Consider the following 21454-nt stretch of genomic DNA (forward strand, 5'->3'; position numbering starts at 1 on the left):
GCGGTTCCAGTACCGCTCGAATCCGGCACGACCCCGGTCGCCCCCGGTCCCGGCCCCGGCCCGGGGAGGTCCGTCCGTGCTGTGGCCGCGGTGGTACCGGCGGTAGGCTGCCGGGGTGGGTACGACAGTCGGGCACGGTGTTCAGCTGGGCGTTCTGGGACCCCCCGTGGCACGTGACAGTGAAGGGGAACCCGTCACTGTGCCGGGCCGGAGGCTCGGTGCGCTGGCGCTCGTCCTGGTTCTGGCCCGCGGCCGCGAGGTCTCCCGGGACAGGCTGGTGGCGGCGCTGTGGGACGAGCGGACCCCGGCAAACCCCGCGAACGCCGTGCAGGCGCTGGTCTCCCGGCTGCGCCGGGCCGCCCCCGGAGTGACGGTCCGCTCCGGGCCCACCGGTTACAGCCTGCGGGCCGAGCCCGGGGCGGTGGACGCCTGGCTGTTCGAGGAGCTGTGCCGCAGGGGCCGGGCCGAGCTGCCTGGCGATCCCGCCCGTGCGGCGGAGTTGCTGCGGGAGGCGCTGGCGCTGTGGCGGGGCGATCCGCCCATTGGCGCGGCAGCGGCCCGCGCCGGTATGACCCGGCTGGAGGAGCTGCGCCGCGCCGCGCTCGCCGACCGCGTCACCGCCGACCTGTCCCGTGGCGAGAGTCACGCACTGCTCCCGGAGCTGGAGCAGCTGACGGTCGCCGAGCCGACGTGTGAGCAGTGGTACGTCCTGCTCATGCGCGCCCTGCGGGCGTGCGGCCGGCAGGGCGAGGCGCTCCGGGTCTACGCCAGGGCCCGCACTGTTCTCGCGGAGGAGCTGGGCGCGGACCCGTCCGCGGAACTCCGCCGCGCCCATCTCGCCGTGCTCCGCGACACCGCGGGAAACGAGGGGGCCGAGAGAAGCGGCGGGAGGGGCGCCGCCGACGGGGCCGGCGGGAGCGGCAGCAGTGGGGCGCAGGACCGCCCGGCGGGCGCTTCCCCGCCTCGCACCGCCCCTCCCCCTGATGACCTGCCGCCCCCGGGCAACCTGCCGCTCCGCCTGACCCCGCTGCTCGGCAGGGAGCAGGAGCGCGAGTTGCTGACGGGCCTGCTGGAGGAGGCCAGGCTGGTGACCCTGGTGGGGCCGGGCGGAGTGGGCAAGACACGGTTGTCCATCGAGATCGCGGAAGAGGTGGCCGGCCGCTTCGGCGACGGCGCCTGGTTCGTGGACCTGTCCGGTCTCTCCGACTCCACCCAGCTCGCGGGTGCTGTGCTCGGCACGGTCGGCGCCCAGGGCCCCACCGTGCTCCAGGCAGCGGAACGGACCCCGTCCGGCGCACCCGCCGAACGTCTCGCGGCGGCCATCGGGCGGCGCCGGCTGCTGCTGGTGCTCGACAACTGCGAGCACCAGCTCGACGCGGTCGCCGAGCTGGTGGAGGGCGTTCTCACGTCCTGCCCCGGTGCGCACGTGCTTGCCACCAGCCGGGAACCGCTGGCGGTCGCCGGGGAGCGGCTGGTCCCGCTGGAGCCGCTGCGCTGCCCGCCGCCCGGCGCGTGCGGCCCCGCGCTGTTCGAGAACGCCGCGGTGCGGCTGTTCACCGACCGCGCCGTCACCGTGCGGCCCTCCTTCGCGCTCACGGAGTCCGACGCGTCCGGCGTGGCCCGTATCTGCCGGGTGCTGGACGGGCTGCCGCTCGCCATCGAGCTGGCCGCTTCCCGGCTGCGGGCCCTGTCGATCGCGCAGATCGCGGAACGGCTGGAGGACCGCTTCCGGCTGCTGGTCGGGGGGCGCAGGGCTCAGCCGGCCCGGCACCGGACCTTGGAGGCGGTGGTGTCCTGGAGCTGGGACCTGCTGGACGCCGACGAGCGCGAACTGGCCATGCTGCTGGCCGCCTTCACCGGCGGTGCCACCCTGGAAACGGTGGAGAGCCTGTGGGCGGCGCTGCACCCGCCTGGCGAAGCCGTCCGGGACGTGCTCGACCTGCTCACCGCGCTGGTGGACAAGTCCTTGGTGAGCACGGGGGAGGCCGAGTCCGGGGTGCGTTACCGGATGCTCGGCACGATCCAGGAGTACCTGCGGGGCAAACTGGCCGCGTCGGGCGGGGAGAGCAGAGTCCGCCGGGCGCACGCCGAGCACTTCCTCGCGTTCGCCGAGTCCTCGGCGCCCGAGTTGCTCCGCGCCGGCCAGGTCCGGCGGCTGGCACGGCTCAACGACGAACATCAGAACATGCTCTCCGCGCTCGCCTGGCGGATCGACGGGGGCGAGGCGGACGCCTCGGTCCGGATGGTGGCCGCACTCGGCTGGTACTGGTTCCTGTGCGGCCACCACGTGGAGGCGGCGAGCTGGGCCGAGCGCGCCCTCGCCGTCCCCGGGGCACCCGGCGGTATGGCACGGGCGCTGGTGACTGTGATGTCGGCGCTGACGCCCGCCGCTGGTCCTGAGGGCGCGGCCATGATCCTGGACCGGGTGCGGCGCGGCATGGCCTTGGCCGCGCAGGCCCGCCGGGACGGAGAGCCCGAGCGGCTGGAGCTGTCCGTCATCGCGGGAGTGTTCGAGGGCGACCCGGTCGCCATGCTGGAGTCGACGCGTCGGCTGACCGCCGCCCGCGACCCTTGGGTCCGCGCCTGTGGTCACCTCAACTCCGGCCATCTTCACGCGACATGGGGTCAGGCCGAGCAGGCCGAGGGGCATTTCACCTCGGCGCTCGCGGAGAGCCGCTCGATCGGGGAGCGGTGGGGCCAGGTCCAGGCGCTCAGCGGTCTGGCCAAGATCGCGGGTGGCCGGGGCGACACCGCCGCCGCGGTGCGGCGGCTGCACGAGGCGTTGCGGCTCGCCGTGGAGCTGGGGGCCCGCCAGGACGAGGCCATGGTGCGCGGCTGGCTGGGCGCGGAGCTGGCGCACAACGGGGACCTCGCGGCCGCCCGGCGGGAACTTGACACCGCCCTGACGGTCGCCCGGCGAGCCGGGGCGGCCCGGATGGCGCCTTTCGTGCGGGTCCGGCTCGCCGACGTGGCACGGTTCCAGGGCGATCTGCAGACGGCTGCCCGGATGCTGGCGGCGGCGTCGGCGGAGTGCCTGGAGGACGCTGTGCCCGACATCGGCCGGCTGGTGCCCGTGCTGTGCGGGCGCGGCCACCTCGACGTCGCCCTGCACCGTACGCCGGAGGCGCGCGAGCAGCACGCCCGCGCTGTCGAGCACGTGCTGTTGCTCAACGACCCCCGGTCGGCGGGCGGCGTGGCCACGCTCGCCGCCGACATCGCACAGGCCGAGGGGGACCCGGAGCACGCGGCGGCTCTGCTGGGCCTCGCCGCCGCGCTCACCGGCGTCCCCGACCACGCCGAGCTGGACCGCACCCGCATCCGGGACCGGTGCCGACAGGCCCTTGGCGAGGCGGCGTTCGCCACCGCTCACCGACGCGGAGCGGCCGCCTGGAAGGATGCCCCGGCCGGGGAACTGGCCGGCGTCCTCGCCCTTGCTTCCTCGGCGCGATCCAGGCCGGACGGACCGTAGCGGCCTCGCCCCGCCCCGCGCGCTGTCAGCGCCGTGTCAGCTGCCGTGGAGCGCTGTCAGCCCCGTCTCAGCCGACCCGGAGAAACTCTCCTCATCCGGTACGGCCCGAGCGTTGAAGGCGGTTTTCCATGACATACGCGGTGCGAGCGGAGGGACTGCGGAAACGCTACGGCGCTGTGACCGCCCTCGACGGTGTCGATCTTGAGGTGTCGCAGGGCACCGTGCTGGGCCTGCTCGGCCCCAACGGGGCGGGCAAGACGACCACCATCCGGATCCTGTCCACCCTGCTGCGCCCGGACTCCGGGAGGGCGTCCGTCGGCGGCTTCGACGTCGTCCGCCAGGCCGACCAGGTGCGCCGGCTGATCGCGCTGACCGGTCAGTACGCGGCCCTGGACGAACACCTGACCGGCGCCGAGAACCTTGAACTCTTCGGCAAGCTGCTGGAACTGGGTAAGCGGGAGGCTCGGCGCCGGGCGGCGGGGCTGCTGGCGGACTTCGGTCTGGAGGAGGCCGCCGACCGCCCGGCGAAGACCTACTCGGGCGGGATGCGCCGCCGCCTCGACCTGGCAGCCGGTCTGGTCGGCCGGCCCAGCGTGCTCTTCCTCGACGAGCCCACCACCGGCCTGGACCCGGAGAGCCGGCTGGCGCTGTGGCAGGCCGTCCGGCGGCTGGTCACCGAGGGGATGACGGTGGTGCTCACCACCCAGTACATGGAGGAGGCGGACCAGCTCGCGGACGACCTCGTCGTGGTCGCGGGCGGCGCCGTCGCGGCCCGTGGCACGGCTGCGGCGCTCAAGGCGAAGGTGGGTGACCGCACCCTCGTCCTACGCCCCGAACGGCCCGGGAAGCTGAACGAGTTGCTGGTGGCGGCCGCGCAGGCGGCGCCCGCCGCTCGCACCGAGGGCGAGGAGCGGGTCGTGATCCCGTCCGCCGACGGCGCCCTGATGAATGCGGTGCTCGACCGGGTCACCGAGGCCGGCCTGACGCTGGACGAGGCGGAGTTCCGCAGGCCCAGCCTGGACGAGGTCTTCCTCGCAGTGGTCGGCCGGACCGTCGGTCAGGCGCAGCAGGACACGGAAGCGACCAGGCGCGACACGGAGCCGGAGGTGGACGCAGCATGAACGCGACAACGGAGGAAACCGGGACGCCCCGCACGAGGCCCGAGGCGCTGCCCCTGCACGCCGAGGCCCGGCGGATGACCCCGGCCCGGCTCGTCCGGCACACCGGGGCGCTGACCTGGCGGCTCCTGGTCCAGCTCAAGCACAACCCGGAACCGCTGTTCCTGCTCGGTGCGCAGCCGATCCTCTTCCTGGTGCTGATCACCTACATCTACGGCGGGCAGTTCGCCGGATCGACCGGCGCCTACCTTCAGTACGCGCTGCCCGGCGTGATGGTCTACAACGCCGTGTTCGCCACGATGAGTTCGGCGCCCTCCCTCTTCGCCGACATCGGCGGCGGCGTCTTCGACCGCTTCCGGAGCATGCCGATCGCCCGTTCCGCCCCGCTGATCGCCCGGGTCCTCGCCGACCTGATGCTGCAGGCCATCGCGCTGGTCTTCCTTCTGGCCGTCGGCTTCGCCATGGGCTTCCGTATCGAGACCGGCGTGCTCCACCTCCTCTGCGGGGTTGTGCTGATCGCGCTGTTCTCCGTCGCGCTGGCCTGGCTCCCGATGCTGTTGGCGCTGAGCATCAAGTCGGGCGACAGCGTCCAGATGATCCTGTTCGTCACGACCTTCCCGCTCAGCTTCATCAGCGGCGCGTTCGCCAGGGTGGACACCATGCCCGGCTGGCTCCAAGCCCTGGTCAAGGTCAACCCGGTGACGTGGCTGGCGCAGGCGGAGCGCGCCCTGCTGACCGGCGGCCCGGTCTTCCGCCCGGTCCTCTACACCCTGGTCTGCGCTGTCCTCCTCGCCGCGGTCTTCGCTCCCCTCGCCGTCCGCGCCTTCCGCCGCCGCGATTGAGCGGGCCGAGGCATCCGGCCACCCGCCGAGGCCCGGCCGCCCGTCCCGTTCGCCGATGAGCCGCCGCCCCGCCGCATCCGGTCCCCTCCCCCGCACCGGGACCGTCCGCGGCGGGGCGGCCGTGTGCGTCACCTCCGTCCGGGTTCAAGCGGTTTCCAGCCAGGGCGCGCGAGTGTCGTCGCCGACAGCGGACGCGGAGGCGGGAAGGGCAGATGACTGGAACCGGAACCGACGCGGGTGCCCCCCGGGGCGACACCGTCCACGGGTTGTTCGCCTCGTGCGCCGAGCGGTGGCCGAGCGCCGTCGCCGTGGTGCACGGGGAGCGCAGGGTCTCCTACGCGGAATTGGAGGCGGCCGCCGAGGATTTCGCGGCCGGGCTGGAGGAGGCCGGGGTAGGGCCCGGGGACCGGGTGCCGGTGCTCATGCCGCGTACCGTCGAGTTCCTCGTCGTGCTGCTCGCGGTACTCAAGCGCGGCGCGGCGTACGCGGCTTTGGACGTGCGCTGGCCGCGGTCGAGGATCGAGGAACTGCTCGCCCGGCTGGACGCCCCGCTGCTGGTGACCTCGGAGGACGGCGGCTGGGCGGTACCGGCCGTCTCCGCGCCGGTGCCGGGCGGGCACGCCGGGCGGCGGACCACCCCGATCGAGGTCCGGGCGGACGACCCCTGCGCCGTGTTCTTCACCTCGGGCTCCTCGGGCCGGCCGAAGGCTGCCGTCTCCCCCCACAGCGGAACGGTCAGGCTGTTCGCGGACTGCGACTTCGCCGATCTGGGCCCCGGCAACGCCATGCCGCAGCTCGCTCCCGTCCCCTGGGACGGCTTCACCCTGGACTGCTGGAGCGTGCTGCTCAACGGCGGGACCTCGGTCTTCGTCGACGAGTTGCTGGTCCCGCGCACCCTGCGCGAACTGATCGCCCGCGAGGGCGTGACGGGGATCTTCCTCACCCGGTCCGTCTTCGACCTGATCATGGACGAGGACGCGGACGCGTTCACCGGTCTGAAGTGGTTGCTCACAGGAGGCGAGGCGGCGTCCTCCGCGACCATGCGCCGCTTCCTGGAACGCCATCCGGGCACCGTGCTGCGCAATGTCTACGGTCCGGTGGAGTGCACCGCACTGGCCACCGAGCGCCGGGTGACCGCCGCCGACTGCGAGGACCCGGGCGGTGTCCCGCTCGGCCGCGCGCTCAACGGCACCTCCGTCCATGTGCTCGACGGCCGCCGTGCGTGCGCTCCTGGCGAGGTCGGGGAGATATGCCTGTCGGGAAGCGGCCTCGTGCACGGGTACCTCGGCGACCCCGACGCCACCGCTGCCGCCTTCGAGGAGCTGGAACTGGACGGCGCGGTGCGCCGGATCTACCGCACCGGGGACCGCGGTCGGCTCTCCGCCCAGGGGGTGCTGCACTTCGCCGGGCGCGCCGACCGGCAGTTCAAGGTGCGGGGCCACCGCATCGAACCGGCCGAGATCGAGCAGGCCGCGCGGCAGGTGGACGGGGTCCGTGAAGCCGTGGCCCTGCCGATTCCCGCGGCTGGTGGCGGACACGTCGGCACCGTGCTGTTCCACACCCGCACCGGGCCGTCCAGGGAGGACGTGAAGGCGGTGCTGGCGCGCCGGCTCCCGTCCCATCTCGTCCCCGACAGGGTGGTCGAACTGGAGTCGATGCCCCAGTTGTCCAACGCCAAGACGGATCTGAGAGCGCTGGCGGAACGGGTGCCGACGCTGTCCGGCAGCGGCACTGCGGCCGGAAGCGGTGGTGCGGGGGCTGGTGCCGACGCCGGGACGGAGCGGGCGGTCGCGGAGGTCTTCGCCGCGGTCCTGGGGCTCGAACAGGTGCCGGTCGACGTCCCGTTCATCGAGCTGGGCGGTGACTCCCTGGGGGTGGCGAGGCTCTGCGCGAGGCTGGACGAGCGGCTCGGCGTGGCCGTTCCCCCTTCGCGGGTCTTCGCCGCGCAGACCGTGTCGCGGCTCGCCGCCTGGCTGGACACGCTGCCCGCGGACACGCCGGAGACCGGAGCGGCGGACGTGCGGCGGGTGCCGCTCCCGACGCACCAGGCCCTTTACCTCTGGGAGGGGGTCCATCCCGACGCCGATGTCGCCTACACCTGCCCGATGGCGTGGGAGATCGACGGGGACCTGGACATCGACGCGCTGACCGCGGCACTGCTGGACGTCCAGGAACGCCACGAAGCCCTGCGCTCCCGGTACCTCCGTGAGGAGGGGCCGGTGGCGGAGGTGCTGTCCGAGGCGCCCGCCCCGGAATTCTATTTGCTGCCTCGGGCGGCGGACGGGAAAAGCGCCAGGGCCGCCTTGGAGGATGTGCTGTTCACCCCGCTCTCCCTCGCCCGGGGCCGCATCTGGCGCTGCGCCGCCGTCCCGCTGCCGGACGGGCGTGGGCACCTGTTCGGCCTCGTCGTGCACCACGTGGCGTTCGACCAGGGGGCGGAGTCGGTGCTGGCCGGCGACCTCGGCACCGCTTACGCGGCCCGGCGAACCGGTGCCGCACCGCACTTCGCCTCGCCTGCCGTGACGCTCGCTGAGCTGGCACAGGAGTACCGGCGGCGGGAGGCCCTCGTCGATCGATCGACGCAACTTGCTTACTGGGACCAGGAGTTGGCCGACCTTCCGGAACTCAATCTGCCGCAGCGGCTGGAGAGCGACGCGGTGGTCGGGCCGCGCGCGTCCCTCGTACGCGAGGTGGACGCGGCCGACCTGGCTCAGTGGGAGGCGGACGCCCGGCGCCGTGGATCGACCCGGCTGGCCTTCCTGGCCACCGCCTTCGGCGAGGTGCTCGCCGCACTGTCCGGTTGCCCGGACTTCGCCGTACTGGTTCCGGTGAGCCGGCGGAACAGCCGCGCCGATGCCACGGTCGCCTGCCGGGTGGACACCATGTGCCTGCGGCTGCGGCTCGCCGGGCAGGAGCCGCTCGAACAGGTCGGCGCTGCCGTCCGCGAGGCCCTCGCCGCTCAGGACGTGCCGTTCACGGAGGCGGCCCGCAGCCTGTTCGCCTCCGGTCGGCATCACACCGTACTCGACCTGCCGGTGCTGATGATCGAGGACGAGCCGCTGCCGCGGCTGTCGCTGGAGAGCTGCCGCACCACCTTCTTCCGGCCGGACAACCCCACCACCATGACCCAACTGGAGCTGCGCGTCTGCCGGGCCGAGGGCGGCGGCCTCCAGGTGGTCTGCACCGTGTGGACCGACCGGTTCACCGCTGATTTCGCCGCCGAGGTGGCCGACCGGTTCATCGGTGTCCTGCGCCGAGGGCCTGCCGCCCTGCGGCGCCCTGAACGACCATGAGAGGGACGCACATGGGAAAAATGGATGGAAGGGTCGTACTCGTCTCCGGCGGAGCCAGGGGGCAAGGGGCCGAGCACGCCCGGCTGCTGGTGGCCGAGGGCGCCCGCGTCGTCCTCGGCGACCTCCTCGACGAGGAGGGCAGGGCGGTCGCCGAGGAACTGGGCGAGCACGCCCGGTTCTGCCACCTCGATGTCCGTCTGCCGCAGGAGTGGGCGCGGGCGGTGGAGACGGCGCGCGAGGCCTTCGGCGCACTCGACGGCCTCGTCAACAACGCCGGTGTGCTGTCCATCGGCTACGCCGCCGAGATGCCGGTCGAGGAGTTCCGGCACACCGTTGAGGTCAACCAGGTCGGGACTTTCCTGGGCATGCAAGCCGTCGTCCCCTCGCTGCGCGCGGCCGGCGGGGGAACCATCGTGAACGTCTCCTCCACGGCGGGACTGTCCGGGGACCGCGGCCTGATCGCCTACAGCGCGAGCAAGTTCGCCGTCAACGGCATGACCAGGGTCGCGGCCATGGAGCTGGGTCCCGACCGGATACGGGTGAACTCCGTGTGCCCGGGGGTCATCGCCAGCGACATGACCGAGGGCTTCCGCTCCGACATGATGAGCGCGCTCGCCGCCCAGCTCCCCCTCGGCCGCTTCGGTTCCGCCGACGAGGTATCCCGTTTGGTGCTCTTCCTCGCCTCGGACGACTCCTCCTACGTCACCGGCACCGAGCTGGTCGCGGACGGTGGCCGGCTCGCCGGAATCCTGCCGCCCCGATGAGCGCACCACACACCCCCGACACCAGGAGAGGTCCCATGCGGGTCCTGATCATGGCAACTCCGGCGCCCAGCCACTTCACCCCGATGGTGCCGCTGGCCTGGGCACTTCGCGCCGCCGGTCACGAAGTGCTGGTCATGGGCCAGCCGGACATCACCGAGCCCGCCGTCACCGCCGGCCTGCCCGCCGTCACCGTGGGAGAGCGCTACGACGCCAACGAAGTGATCGCCTCCAAGCTGGCAGCGGGCAGGCGGCCGAACCAGAGCGGAAGCGCCCAGGCCGGGCCCGCCAACCCACTGCTTCTCGCCCAGCCCTGGCTGATCCACGCCAAGTACCTGACCCAGCAGTACCTCGCGCTCGCCCGGGAGTGGCAGCCGGACCTGATCCTCAGCGACCCGCTGGAGTTCAGCGCGGCCGGTATCGGCGGCATCCTCGGCGTCCCCGTCGTCCATCATCGCTGGGACATCGAACCGCCGGGTGACACCCCGCTGGAGCTGGCGCGCAAGGTACTGGGGGGCCGGATGGCGGCGGCGGGTCTGGACGGCGACATCCCGGATCCCGCACTGGTACTTGACTGCGCTCCCCGCAGCATCCGGGGCGCCTTGCCGGACGCCTCAGCGCCGGACCCGGCGCGCTCGCTGCGCTACGTCCCCTACAACGGCACCGGCACCGTACCCGCCTGGGCCTCCGAGCGGGTCCGGAAGCGGCGGGCGGTGGTCAGCCTCGGCAGCCTGACAGCGGCGCTGAACGGCGTCCCGCTGTTCCGCAGTGTGGTGGACGGGCTGGAGAAGCTTCCGGACACGGAGATCGTCGTCACGCTCCCGGCCCGCCACCGGGAGGCGCTCGGCCCCGTGGGGGCGGACACCCGGGTGGTCGACCCCACTCCGCTCAACCTCTTCCTCGGCTCCTGCGACCTGCTGGTCCACCACGGCGGCACCGGCAGCTCGCTGACGGCCTGCGCCTTCGGTGTACCGCAGGTGGTGCTGCCGCAGATCGGCAACGAGTCGGTGTGGGCGGCCGGTCTCGCCGATGCGGGAGTGGCCCTCGCCGTCGTCGATCCCGACGCCCAGGACGATCCGGGGCGGGTGCACGAGGCCGCGCGAGCCGTGCTCGGCGAACCCGGGTTCGCCGAGCGGGCCCGCGCCGTGGCCGAGGAGATCGCCGCCCTCCCCTCCCCCGCGGACGTGGTGGCCGACCTCGAAGCGCTCCTCGTTCCAGCGGAAGGGAGGTGACCCCGGTGCGCGTTCTTCTGGTGGCGCTGGCCCCGAGCCATCTGCTGTGCATGGTGCCGCTGGCGTGGGCGGCCCGTGCCGCCGGGCACGAGGTCGCCGTCGCCGGCAGGGAGCCGGTCGCCGAGGCCGCCCGGCGAGCCGGTCTGTGCGCCTTCGAGGTGGCCGAGGCCGGTCCGGAAGCCGCCCCGGCCTCCCCTAACCGGGGAGAGGTACGGGCGGAGCCCGCGTTCGCGGGGATGGCCGCGCTGCTGAGGCGGCGCGGGGACGGCGCGGTACCGGGCCGCTCGTGGGTGGCCGGCTCACATCCGTGGGAGCGACGGGTCGTGAGCGTGCTCGACGGGTACCTGGCCGCGGCCCGGAGCTGGCGCACCGACCTGATCCTGTGCGACCCCATCGAGTTCACCGGTCTCGTCGTCGGCGGGATGCTGGACGTCCCCGTCGTGGTACAGCGCTGGGGCGGTCCCGACTCGCTCAGCTCGGAGGCGATCTCGCGGGCCGGCACGGTCCTCGGTGACCTGTGCGTCGAGGCCGGCATCGGCGCGCTCCCGGCCCCGGCCCTGACAGTCGATCCGTGCCCACCCAGCCTCCGTTCGCCCGCTGCCGGGCCCGCGAGCCCCATGCGGTTCGTTCCCTACAACGGGGCGGGGGCACTGCCGGCGTGGAGCCGCGGACGGGACGCGCGTCGCCGGGTCTGCGTCTCCTTCGGCCTGTTCGGCACGCAGGCCGCCGTGCACGGGGACGAGTTCGTACGGGGTGGCGGGCTGGCCGGGCGGTACCGGACACTCGCCGCCGCCCTGGCCCGACGCCCGGACGTGGAAACCGTCTTCTCCGTACCGCAGGAGGTACGGGGCGAGCTGGGAGAGCTGCCGGGCCCGGTACGGGTGGCTCCGTGGATACCGCTCGACGCGGCGCTGCGTGCGGGGGACCTGGTGATCCACCACGGCGGCATCGGCACCGCGATGACCGCGTGCGTCCGCGGCGCGGTGCAACTGCTGATGCCGCCCCCGCACCCGGTGTTCCTGGACTGCGCGACCTCTCTGGCCGCCCGGGGAGTCGGGCGCACGCTGGACGAAACAGAGCAGGAGGACGCGGAGTCGCTCACCCGGACCGTGCACGAGATGCTGGACTCCGCGGCAGAGGAGGAGCAGGCCCGGGAGCTCGCCACGGAGATCGCCGAACAGCCGTCTCCGGCCGAGGTGATCGCCGATGTCCTCGGCTGCCTCTGAGCCGACCGCGGTCGCGCTGTCGCCGACGGGAGCGGGGCACCGGTGCCCGGAGTCCCGCTCTCCCGGCGGATCCGGCTCGACCGGCTCAGGACCCCGCCCCGTCAGTCCGCCTGGATCAGGTATGGGTCGAGAAGACCCGGTACCGTCCGCCCGGCCAGCCGGACGGCGTCGTCCGGTGCGATGTCGACGATCTCGTAGCGCCGTTTGCCGGCCGGTGTCGAAACGACCAGGGTGGCCAGCCCCGCGCGTCGCTGGAAGAACGAACGGCGCATCGAGAAGCCGATGACGGCCTTGCCGGAGAGCATCCAGCGCTCCCGGGTCAGGGAGCCGGACCGGCCCACCAAGTGGCCGTCGACCAGCGCGTGCCCCAGGCCCCGGTACCGGTCGAGGGCGAGCAGCAGGCACAGCGGGAGCGCGGCGGCCGGCAGCGGCCAGGTCCAGAGCGGCACCACTTCGGCGCCCACCAGCACGGCGAAGGCGACGGCGACAAGCAGCCACGGCCCCACCACACGGGTGATACGCCGGAACAGCGCCCGCCGGCCGTGCCCCGCCAGCGCGGCAGTGGCCGGCGCCGGATCACGCAGCACACGGGCGACGACTCCGCCGACATCGCGGGCAGGAGCGGCCGGCACGATCAGGGACGTGCTGCCTCCGGTGTGCAGACCGGTGGCGATCACCGCGGCGCGCGCACCCCCGAGCAGCCTGATGACCAGGTGCTCGGAGAGTTTGACGCCGCTGACCCGACGCTCCTCGATCGTCGTGGTGCGGGTCGTCACCAGGCCGTAGGTGACTCGCAGCGTGTTGCCGGGCGTGCGGGCCAGCCGGAAGTTGGTGAACATGAACAGCGAGACGGCGAAGCCTGCGAGCAGACAGCCCGCGGCGAGTCCGGCGACCGCTTCCGCCACCCCCGTCCACGGGTGCGGACCGCGTAGCCGGGCCAGCACGGAGGGCACCGGGCCCGAGGACATGGGGTCGATGTCGACCTCCGGCAGGAACAGCACCACCATGCCGAAGACCACGATCCCGGCCAGGTTGAACGGGGCGAAGCGCAGCCAGGCGGGACGGCTGCGGACCAGCTCGGTCTCGGCTGCCCCCGTGGCGCCGGGGAAGAGATCGATGTGCAGCCGGGCGGCCTCACCGGCGTCCAGCCCGTCCAGGGTGAGCATCCCGCCGCGGCCGCGTTCGGACTGGCCGGTGCCGATGGTGAGCCTGGCCAGCCCGAGGGCGCGGTGCAGCGCGTGAGCGCTGGAATCGGCCGTGCGCACCCGGTCCAACGGGACCGATGTCCGCTGCCGCAGAACGATGCCCTTGCGCAGTTCGACGCGGGCAGCGGTGAGGCGGTAGGAGGTGGTCAGCCAGCGCAGCGGGCCGAGCAGGATCACCACAGCCGAGACCCCGTAGCTGAAGACATCGCCGTGCCCGGTGTGAACGCCGGCCACCAGCGCGGCCAGCAACGCGGGCAGCGCCCGCACCAGTTCCTGCACCGGGTGCACCAACAGCATCCGGGGACTGAGCCGCCGCCAGCCCGCCTCCTCCGCCGCCTCCGGCTCGTTCGTCCCGGGGGCCCGCTCCCTCTCCGGCTCCTCCTGCACGGATGCTCTCCTCCGGTCGGGGCCGGTCACTGCCGTACCATCCTCACGTGGCGTCGTCGACAGCGAGGCGCGCCTGTTCATGGACGCCCGCGACGACCTGCTCGGCGACCTTGCTGTCGAGTCCGCGCACGACGATCGCCCCGGCGGCCGACGCGGTCGTCACCACCACACTGGCCAGGCCGAGCCACTGCTCCAGCGGGCCCCGCTTCTGATCCACCGTCTGGATGCGGGCGACCGCTGTCACCCGGCGCTCCTGCACCCACCAACCCGTCTGCACATAGAGCGAGTCCGGCTGCACCTCCCAGCGGTGCACCCGGTATCGCCAGGGCGGCATGACCAGAACATGACACGCCCCCAGGAAGGCCGTCAGCACCAACGCCCACCTCAGAAAGGGCAGTACGCCGTCCGGCGAGGCGAACAGGGCGACGACCTCCAGGACAAGCACGACGGTCCAGGTCACCAGCGCCCGGACCCGCCAATAACGCACTGCCCGGTCCGCGACCCTGTTGCGCGGCTCGCGCAACAGGAGGACGGACTCCGGCCGCGGTGTCTTCGGCGTCATCCTGCCTCCCCTGAGCGCTGCCCGGATCAGATGCACAATAGCGTGAGCCCGGGTGCGGCCGGGAAACGAAGAGCGGGTTCACCGGGGCCCGCCCGGGGCGCACGCCTCGTCGCCGAGGCCGTCCCACAGCTCCGGACGCTGCCGGTACCAACCGACGAGATCGGCCAGCCCCTCGTCGAAGGACCACCGAGGTTCGTAGCCGAGCTGCTCCCGGATCTTCGCATCGTCCACGGCGTAGCGCAGGTCGTGGCCCTTGCGGTCCTCGACGGGCCGCACCATGTCCCAGCCCGCGCCGCACAGTTCGAGCAGCTTGGCGGTGACCTCGCGGTTGGTGAGTTCGGTGCCGCCGCCGATGTTGTAGATCTCCCCTGCCGCGCCCTTGGTGAGCACGAGCTGCACGGCGCGGCAGTGGTCGTCCACGTGCAGCCACTCGCGGGTGTTGCGGCCATCGCCGTAGAGCGGGACAGGGCGGCCGGCGAGCAGGCTGGTGATGAAGAGCGGGACGAGCTTCTCGGGGTGCTGGCCCGGTCCGTAGTTGTTGGAGCAGCGGGTGACGCGCACGTCGAGGCCGTGGCTGCGCCAGTAGGCGCGGGCGATCAGGTCGCTGCTCGCTTTGGACGCGGAGTAGGGCGAGTTGGGCAGCAACGGGCGGTGCTCGTCCCAGGACCCGTTGGCGATCGACCCGTACACCTCGTCGGTCGACACATGCACCACGGTGGACACCCCGACCCGTACACAGGTCTCCAGGAGCGCCTGGGTGCCGCCCACGTTGGTGCGGACGAAGTCCGCGGCCCCCTGGAGCGACCGGTCCACGTGGCTCTCCGCGGCGAAGTGGACCACTGCCTCGTGTCCGGGCAGCAGCCGGCCCAGGAGGTCCTGGTCGCACACGTCACCCCGGACGAAGGAGAGCCGCGGCTCGTCGGTGGGCAGGTTGTCCAGATGGCCGGCGTAGGTCAGTTTGTCGAGGACGGTGATCTCGGCGTCCTCGTATCCCGGGTAGGCACCCGCCAGCATGCCGCGCACATAGTGCGAGCCGATGAAGCCGGCTCCGCCTGTCACCAGTACCTTCACGGTGTCACCTCCGCACGGGCGTGGTCGCCGACGATGAGGCGGCACGGCTGTGCGTGATCCGCCACGCTCAGGTCGGCGAAACGGCCGACGATCGACCGGCGAAGGTCGGGAATGCTGTGCGCGGTCACCCCCTCCAGCAGGATCGACTCCGCCACACGGGCGCCGTTGAGTACGCAGTTCTCACCCACCGAGACATCGGGCCCGATGATGCTGTCGGACACCACGCTGCCGGAGCCGATCACCAGCGGGCCCCTCAGCTGTGAGCGACTGACCTTGGCGTCCGCCGCGATGACGACGGAACCTTCGATGGTGGTCTCCTCGTCCACCTCGCCCTCCACCGTCGTCTCCAGCCGGGACAGCAGTTCGCGGTTGCACTCCAAGAGGTCCTCCGGGTTCCCGGTGTCCTTCCAGTAGCCGCGGTAGCGCTGCACGGTGACGGTGCCACCGGCCTCGATGGCGTGCTGGATGGCATCGGTGACCTCCAGCTCCCCGCGCGCGCTGGGGCTGATGGCCGCGACCGAGGCGTGGATGGCCGCGGTGAAGAAGTACACGCCGATGACCGCGAGATTGCTGCGGGGCTCCTGCGGCTTCTCCGTCAGGCGGCCAACGGTGCCGTCCGGGGCGAGTTCCGCCACCCCGTAGGCGCGGGGATCGTCCACCGCGGAGACCAGGACCGTGGCGTCCGGCCGACGCGCGCGGAATTCCTCCGCGTGCTCCTCGATGCCGTCGGCCAACACGTTGTCACCCAGGTACATCACGAAATCCTCGCTACCGAGGAAATCCGTGGCGAGCGCGATGCAATGGGCCAGGCCCAGGGGTTCCTCCTGCCTGATGTACGTGATGTTCAGTCCGAAGCGTCCGCCGTCACCGATGAACTGCGCGATCTGCTCACCGTGATCGCCCACGACGATCCCGACCTCGATTATCCCGCATTCTCGGATGTTCTCCAGACAGTGCTGGAGAACGGATTTATTGGCCACCGGCAGCAGTTGCTTGGCCGTCGAATAGGTGAAGGGCCGCAGTCGCGTCCCTGTTCCGCCTGACAATACAAGCGCCTTCATGCGGCACAGCTTGCAGACGGCGGCTCAAGTCCGGGTCGATGACGGCTCGTGGCATCTCCTCCCCGCCGCCAGCCGCCCCGAATCGCTGCGCCCGGGGCGATTCGGGACGGGTGCGAGCGGGGCTCAAGCGCCTTCGTCCATCGTTCACGGCCATGGGACCGAAGAACAGTACTGCACCGGTGCACGACAGGACGAAGGCGGGGGACAGCGCTTCCCCGGCCGGGCGGCTTTGGGATTCCGCATCGGCGTACGACAGTTCCGTCACATCTCTTGCCGATTTCCACAAGTGGTTCGACCAGCAGCGAACGGAAAGCCACTACGCGGTTGAACGCATTCCCTTGTCGGCGCTCTCCGGCTGGCATTCCGCGCCGGAGAGCGGCGATCTGGTCCACGAGTCCGGCGGCTTCTTCAGCGTTTCCGGGCTCCGGGTCCGCACCGACTTCGGGCGCCTCCGCCAGTGGACCCAGCCGGTGATCGTGCAGCCGGAGATCGGTCTGCTGGGCCTCCTGGTCAAGGAGTTCGACGGCATTCCGCACTTCCTGATGCAGGCCAAGATGGAACCGGGGAACCTGAATCTGGTGCAGCTCTCCCCCACGGTGCAGGCCACACGCAGCAATTTCACGGGCGTGCACCGGGGCCGGGGCGTGTCCTACCTCGAGTACTTCATCGGGCCGCGGCGGGGCACCGTACTGGCCGACTCGCTCCAGTCGGAACAGGGCTGGTGGTTCCTGCACAAGGGCAATCGCAACATGGTCGTGGAGACCGCCGAGGAGGTCCCGCTTCGACCGGGCTTCCGCTGGCTGACGTTGCGACAACTCGGGGAGCTGTTGCGCGAGGACCACCTGGTGAACATGGACTCGCGCACGGTTCTCGCCACGCTTCCGCTCGGCCCTCCCGGCCCGAGGTCGGCCGGCGGGGCGGGCGGCGATGCGCTGCGCCACTCCCTGATGCGCTCGCACACCCCCGGGGAAGCCTCCCTGCACAGTTTCCAGGAGGTGCTGACCCTCCTGACCGAGGCCCGCAGCCGCTACCGCCTGGAGCAGCGGCAGGTGCCGTTGCGGGAAGTGCTCGACGAGGGCCGGTGGCAACGCACGGACTCCGGGATCGCTCGGCCGGACGGCAGGTACTTTTCGGTGGTCGGCGTCGACGTGCACGCCCGCCGTCGCGAAGTAGCGCGCTGGTCACAGCCTTTGATCGCCCCGGTGGCGGGCCTGTCCGGGCTCCTGGTGAAGCGGGTCAACGGCGTGCTGCACGTGTTGCTGCACACCAGGGTGGAGGCGGGCACACTGCGGGTCTGCGAGTTCGCCCCGACCGTGCAGTGCTCTCCGGCCCCGCACGGGCAGGACGCCTCGGCGCATCGGTCTCCGTTCCTGGAGCATCTCCTGTCGGCACCGGCCGATCGGGTGCGGTACGACACCGAACTCTCCGAGGAGGGCGGTCGCTTCCTGCACGCAGCCACCCGCTACCTCATCGTCGAGGCCGGGGACGAGGTGGCGGTGACCGAGCCCCCGGATCACTGCTGGCTCACGCTGCGCCAGGTCGCCGCGCTGCTGCGGCACGGCAACTACCTGAACGTGCAGGCCCGTACCCTCGTCGCCTGCGCCAACCTGGCCTTGACTGCCCGAAATTGAGCCCTCCGGGGCGCGAGCGGGGCCCGCTCCCGCCGACTACGGAAAGGCCGTCCCCGCATCCCCGGCGGTCCCGCACAGGTACTGACGCGTCACGAACATCATTGACATAATCCCAGGAACGTTCGCAACGGTGTGGATGATGGGGGACATCGTGATCCGGGTTCTACTGGCGGAGGATGTACAGATCCTGCGGCGCGCACTGGCATCCCTGATCGCTTTGGAACCGGACATCGATGTGGTCGCGGAGCTGGCCGACGGCGACCACATCGTGAGCACGGCGGAACGCTACCGGCCGCACGTGGCCGTACTGGACATCGATCTGCCGGGCACGGACGGGATCACCGCCGCGGAGGCGCTGCACACCGCCGTCCCCGAGTGCCGCGCCCTGATCCTCACCAGCCTGGGCCGGCCGGGGAACCTGCGCCGCGCGGTCGCCGCCTCGGTCTCCGGCTTCCTCCTCAAGGACATCGACCCCGAGCGCCTGGTGGCAGCCATCCGCGCTCTCGCCAGGGGTGAGCACGTGGTCGACCCGGAACTGGCCATCGCCGCTCTCGAACCGAAGGCCACCCGGCTCACCGCCCGTGAGGTCGAAGTCCTCCAGCTCACGGCCGAGGGGGAGGGCACCCGGCAGATCGCCTCCCGGCTCTGCCTCTCCGTGGGAACCGTGCGCAACTACCTGACCGCCACGGTCAGCAAGCTCAACGCCCGCAACCGCGTCGATGCCATCCGGATCGCCCAGCAGGGCGGCTGGCTGTGACCGCGTCCGCCGGGCCGCTCAAGTCGGCCCCACGGGAGCTGACAGGCCGCTGCCCGGCTCGCCCGGCCGGGCGTCGTCCGCCCCGGTGAGCTCCAGCACCGCCTCCAGCACGAACCATCCGTCACCCCGCACCCCCGCCACCAGCCGCCCGCCCAGCGCCTCGATCCTGGCAGCGAGGTTGTCCAGACCCCGTCCGCCGCAGTCCGCCGCCCCGCCGCTGCCGCCCGTCGCCGAAGGGCCCGCCCTGACACCGTCGTTGGTCAGCCGGAGCCGCACCGTGGCGGACTGCCGCACGGCCGTGATGGTGCAGCGGCCGGGCGCGCCGTGCCGCAGCATGTTGGTGATTCCCTCACGTACGACGGTGGCCAGCTCCGCGTCGACATGGCGGGGCAGCGTCCCGCACTCGACGCGGGAGACGGTGTGGACGTGCAGCGCGCGGAGCATCCAGGCCGCGTCCCCGACCTCCTTGTCCAGCGACAGTTCACGGTAGCCGGAGGCCACCTTCCGTACGTCCGCCAGCGCCTTGCGGGCGATCTCCAGCACTTCGGTCAGCTCCTGCCGGGTCCGATCCTCGTCGGCCGGGAGCAGCCTGCGCGCCAGCTCGCACTTGGCCGTGGTCGCGGAGAGGCCGTACCCGAGCAGATCGTGCAGGTCGCGAGCGAACCGCAGCCGCTCGTGCTCGACCGCGAGCCGGGAGAGTGCGACGCGGGAGTCGTGCACTTCGCTGACCAAGTCGCTCAGCCGGGAAAGACCGAAGACCCCCAGCCCGGTCAGCACGACCGACACCACGCCGGAGAGTGCCTCCGCCCATCCCGGCCCCGCGGAGAGGTACAACAGTCCCTCTCCCAGGGTGACCAGGGCGAAGGTGCTCCAGGCGGCAGCCGTGGGAAGGACCAGCAGCACGGAGCCGGAGAACAGCCCCGGCAACGGCATCCACGCCTCCTCGAACGTCGTGAACGGGAGGAAGGTGAGAAGAAACTGCACCGGGACGAGCCAGTTCCGGTACCGGCCCAGCCTCGGGACCAGCCGCGGGAAGGATATGACGAGTTGAATCGCCAGAGCCGGCGGCAGCAGCAGCATGGCTTCGAGGAATTTCCGCGGTTCCGGGTGCGAACTCAGTTCGTTGACTATTCCGAGCAGCAGGAATGAACAGAGCACCACCGCGGTGATGGTCAGTGAGAGCAAATGCGCCGAGCGGCCCGCGCGCTCACCTCTCGACACCCATGACGACTGATCGGGCAGCATGACATTCTCCATGTCCGAAACGAGAGAGACAGCTTGTGGCCTGGGGTGGCCTCAGCACGCCGTCCGTGGCAATGGAATCGGAGTAAGGCTCCGAGCCGTCGCTGCTTTCCGCGGAACATGGCGTGGACAGCAGGGTCGCGACGATTTCCTGGAGCTTTTCGAGTGCACGGTGATTGGGCTCGTTCATCGCGAGCCCGCGCCTCACTCCGTGCTGCGCCGTCCTGTCCTCCGAGAGCACCCTCGCGCCTTTTCGGCGGGAAGTACCGGGTTGCTCCCCCCAGAGGTTCCGAGCTCTCTGGTTCGTCGCCGTGTCGTCGTGGATTCCGCCCGGTCGGGCATCGCCAACCTCCCCCGTGAGTAGTCCGGCGACCGCCCTGGAGCGCTCGCCGACAAGGCGCCTACCGGTGTCGAACCATACCCGCCCGAATGCGGTGCGCAACATGTATAGACCACTGTCATCAAAGTGCCGCAGGAACAGGGGATCGCGAGCAGGGAATAACAGGGAAAGAAAGCTTTGTCAGGATTTATTACGCGCGAGCACACCACCGACTGGTCGCACGCGGCCCAGGTCTCCGGACCCCGGTGGGAAAACACGCGCAGGGTATGAGGAACTCACGCTCGCGCATGAACAACGTGCGCACGGTTCAGGATCGTGGCACTGGGCCGGTGTCAGCCCTTGGGACATCCTCGAAGGGCCATGCAGTGCGACTGGAATCCGGTCCTCGAACAGACCAGTGCGACCGGGCCACCGCCTCAGACGGAGGTCTCTTCATGAACATCCAGCTTCTGGGCCCCCTGAACGCCGTGCTGAGCGACACGTCCATCGTTCCCGAGGCTGCCAAGCCGCGGCAGCTCCTGGCCCTGATGACCGTGAGGGCCGGGCAAGTGCTGCCGGTACCCCTGCTGATGCAGGAGTTGTGGGGCGACCACCCGCCCCGCAGCGCCGTCACCACCCTCCAGACCTACGTACTCCAGCTGCGCCGGCTCATCGGGGCGGCGCTGGGCCCGGACAGCACCCTGGCCCCGAAGGAGGTCCTGCTCACCCGGCACGGTGGCTATCAGCTTCAGGTCCCGCAGGTCTCCGTGGACACCTACGAGTTCGAACGCCTGGTGGCCGCCGGCAGGCGGGCGGAGGACAGGGCCGACGACGAGGCCGCCTCGGCCGCCTACCGCGAAGCGTTGTCGCTGTGGCGCGGCCCCGCACTCGTGGACGTGCGGACCGGGCCGGTGCTCGATGTGGAGCTGACCCGGCTGGAAGAGAGTCGGTTGGGCGCACTGGAACTGCGGATCGAGGCGGATCTTCGACTGGGCCGGCACACCCGGGTCCTCACGGAGCTGGCCACTCTGACCGGCTATCACCCACTGCACGAGAACCTGCACGCGCAGTGCATGCTGGCGCTGCACCGCTCGGGCCGCCGCTGGCAGGCGCTGGAGGTGTACAAGACGCTGAGAGGCCGACTGGTGGAGGAGCTCGGCCTGGAGCCCTCTGCCCGGGTACGCAAGCTCCATCAGGCGATTCTGGCCGCCGATCCGAGGCTGGACCCCGTCCCCGCACCGGGCCGCCAGGCCGCCGCCTGAGAGCCCGCGCCACCCT

Annotated in this window: 15 protein-coding genes; 10 read left to right on the forward strand and 5 right to left on the reverse strand. The window is 71.8% G+C overall.

The window, feature by feature from the left end:
- Positions 1 to 166: 166 nt before the first annotated feature.
- From G3I42_RS34185 to G3I42_RS38105, 7 genes are all read left to right on the forward strand, one after another.
- Positions 167 to 3469, forward strand: a complete 3303-nt coding sequence (locus G3I42_RS34185) for a BTAD domain-containing putative transcriptional regulator (RefSeq protein ID WP_164291543.1) — start codon at positions 167 to 169, stop codon at positions 3467 to 3469.
- A 128-nt stretch (positions 3470 to 3597) separates the two neighbouring features.
- Positions 3598 to 4590 (forward strand): ATP-binding cassette domain-containing protein, encoded by a 993-nt coding sequence (locus tag G3I42_RS34190; protein WP_164291544.1) that lies wholly within the window; start codon positions 3598 to 3600, stop codon positions 4588 to 4590.
- Positions 4587 to 5429 (forward strand): ABC transporter permease, encoded by an 843-nt coding sequence (locus tag G3I42_RS34195; protein ID WP_203607698.1) that lies wholly within the window; start codon positions 4587 to 4589, stop codon positions 5427 to 5429. The genes G3I42_RS34190 and G3I42_RS34195 overlap by 4 nt, the downstream gene beginning before the upstream one ends.
- 212 nt (positions 5430 to 5641) lie before the next feature.
- Positions 5642 to 8722, forward strand: coding sequence for an AMP-binding protein (locus G3I42_RS34200; RefSeq protein WP_164291545.1), 3081 nt, complete (start codon positions 5642 to 5644; stop codon positions 8720 to 8722).
- 11 nt (positions 8723 to 8733) lie between these two features.
- Positions 8734 to 9486, forward strand: coding sequence for a glucose 1-dehydrogenase (locus tag G3I42_RS34205; protein WP_164291546.1), 753 nt, complete (start codon positions 8734 to 8736; stop codon positions 9484 to 9486).
- A gap of 35 nt (positions 9487 to 9521) precedes the next feature.
- On the forward strand, positions 9522 to 10715 hold the full coding sequence (locus G3I42_RS34210; RefSeq protein ID WP_164291547.1) for a nucleotide disphospho-sugar-binding domain-containing protein: 1194 nt from the start codon (positions 9522 to 9524) through the stop codon (positions 10713 to 10715).
- 5 nt (positions 10716 to 10720) lie between these two features.
- Complete coding sequence (locus G3I42_RS38105) at positions 10721 to 11941, forward strand: nucleotide disphospho-sugar-binding domain-containing protein (protein WP_164291548.1); 1221 nt, start codon at positions 10721 to 10723, stop codon at positions 11939 to 11941.
- Between the two features lie 101 nt (positions 11942 to 12042).
- On the opposite strand, the gene G3I42_RS34220 is transcribed toward G3I42_RS38105, so the two are convergent.
- From G3I42_RS34220 to G3I42_RS34235, 4 genes are all read right to left on the reverse strand, one after another.
- On the reverse strand, positions 12043 to 13533 hold the full coding sequence (locus tag G3I42_RS34220; protein WP_164291549.1) for a PH domain-containing protein: 1491 nt from the start codon (positions 13531 to 13533) through the stop codon (positions 12043 to 12045).
- Between the two features lie 43 nt (positions 13534 to 13576).
- The gene (locus G3I42_RS34225) at positions 13577 to 14095 is read right to left on the reverse strand and encodes a PH domain-containing protein (RefSeq protein ID WP_164291550.1); all 519 of its coding nucleotides are present in this window, start codon (positions 14093 to 14095) and stop codon (positions 13577 to 13579) included.
- A gap of 78 nt (positions 14096 to 14173) precedes the next feature.
- Positions 14174 to 15166, reverse strand: a complete 993-nt coding sequence (gene rfbB, locus G3I42_RS34230; protein WP_164291551.1) for a dTDP-glucose 4,6-dehydratase — start codon at positions 15164 to 15166, stop codon at positions 14174 to 14176.
- A complete protein-coding gene (locus G3I42_RS34235) occupies positions 15163 to 16227 on the reverse strand; it encodes a glucose-1-phosphate thymidylyltransferase (RefSeq protein ID WP_164291552.1) in 1065 nt (354 codons plus the stop codon). Before G3I42_RS34235 ends, rfbB begins: the two co-directional genes overlap by 4 nt.
- 152 nt (positions 16228 to 16379) lie before the next feature.
- Between G3I42_RS34235 and G3I42_RS34240 the strand changes: the two genes are divergently transcribed.
- Both G3I42_RS34240 and G3I42_RS34245 read left to right on the forward strand, forming a co-directional pair.
- On the forward strand, positions 16380 to 17858 hold the full coding sequence (locus G3I42_RS34240) for an NDP-hexose 2,3-dehydratase family protein (RefSeq protein WP_164291553.1): 1479 nt from the start codon (positions 16380 to 16382) through the stop codon (positions 17856 to 17858).
- Between the two features lie 151 nt (positions 17859 to 18009).
- Complete coding sequence (locus G3I42_RS34245; protein WP_164291563.1) at positions 18010 to 18615, forward strand: response regulator transcription factor; 606 nt, start codon at positions 18010 to 18012, stop codon at positions 18613 to 18615.
- A gap of 18 nt (positions 18616 to 18633) precedes the next feature.
- Here the strand turns inward: G3I42_RS34245 and G3I42_RS34250 are convergent, their stop codons facing one another.
- Positions 18634 to 19860, reverse strand: a complete 1227-nt coding sequence (locus G3I42_RS34250; protein WP_164291554.1) for a histidine kinase — start codon at positions 19858 to 19860, stop codon at positions 18634 to 18636.
- 771 nt (positions 19861 to 20631) lie between these two features.
- On the opposite strand from G3I42_RS34250, the gene G3I42_RS34255 reads away from it, so the two are divergent.
- On the forward strand, positions 20632 to 21438 hold the full coding sequence (locus tag G3I42_RS34255; RefSeq protein ID WP_164291555.1) for an AfsR/SARP family transcriptional regulator: 807 nt from the start codon (positions 20632 to 20634) through the stop codon (positions 21436 to 21438).
- Positions 21439 to 21454 lie beyond the last annotated feature (16 nt).

Origin of the sequence: Streptomyces sp. SID11385 (assembly GCF_010548245.1) — a bacterium.
Classification (GTDB): Bacteria; Actinomycetota; Actinomycetes; order Streptomycetales; family Streptomycetaceae; genus Streptomyces.